General features: G+C 76.3%; 1 protein-coding gene. It reads left to right on the top strand.

Going from position 1 to position 1019, the window contains the following annotated elements:
• Positions 1 to 18: 18 nt before the first annotated feature.
• On the top strand, positions 19 to 1019 hold a 1001-nt coding region (locus tag OZN99_RS32360; RefSeq protein ID WP_270939287.1), incomplete at its 3' end, for a S41 family peptidase.

Below are 1019 nucleotides of genomic sequence, written 5' to 3'. Positions count from 1 at the left end.
CGCGCCGGCAGCGAACGCGTGATCTCGTCCGGCTTCGAGGAGGTGTTCAACCACCTCGACCCCTACAGTCGCTACGTCACCCCGGCCGAGGCGCGCGCGGCGCGGGAACGCCGCGTCGGCCAGTCCAGCCTCGGCCTGCGGGTCGCGGTGCAGGGCGAGTGGCTCGTGGTGGTCGCGGTGACGCCGGAGGGACCGGCCGCGCTGGAGGGCGTCCGCCCCGGCGACCGGCTGCTGGCCGTGGATGGGCGGCCGCTCGGCGCGCGCGATCCGGGGCTCGCGGCCTCGCTTCTGCAGGGACCGGAGGGATCCACCGTCACCCTGACCCTGGCCCGTGGCAACCGGCGGCGGGAGGTGACACTGGTGCGCGAGGTGGTCGTGCCGGAGACCGTCACCTCCGAACGGCGCGACGACATCCTGTGGATTCGCGTCAGCGGCTTCACCGTGCTGACCGAACGTCGGCTGACCGCCGTGCTGGTGGACGGCTTCGCCACGCGCCCGCCGCGCGGCGTGGTGCTCGACCTGCGCGGCAATCGCGGCGGGCTGCTGACCCAGGCCGTCGCGGTGGCCGACGCCTTCCTGCCGGATGGCGAGGTGGTGCGGACGGAGGGCCGGCACCCCGACGCCGCCCGCCGCTACGCCGCGGGCGGCCAGGACCTGGCGCAGGGCCGGCCGCTGGTGGTGCTGGTGGATGGCCGCACTGCCTCCGCCGCCGAGATCGCGGCCGTGGCGCTGGCGGAACGCGGGCGCGCGGTGGTGGTCGGCAGCGCCACCATGGGCAAGGGGCTGATCCAGCTGGTCGCCCCCCTGCCGAACGACGCCGAGATCCTGGTCACCTGGTCGCAGGTGCTGGCCCCCTCCGGCTGGCCCATCCAGGGGCTGGGCGTGCTGCCGGCACTCTGCACGAGTCTCGGGCCCGAGGCGCTGGCGACGCATCTCGGCCGACTGGCGGCGGGCGATGCGGCGATGGCGCGGGCCCTGGTGCGGCAGCGGGCGGCCCGGCCGCCGGTGCTGCCGTCGGA

The sequence above is a fragment of the Falsiroseomonas oryzae genome, from assembly GCF_027856955.1.
Lineage (GTDB): Bacteria > Pseudomonadota > Alphaproteobacteria > Acetobacterales > Acetobacteraceae > Falsiroseomonas > Falsiroseomonas oryzae.
Note: the sequence above shows the minus strand (reverse complement) of the source record. Positions and strands in the feature narration are given on the sequence as shown.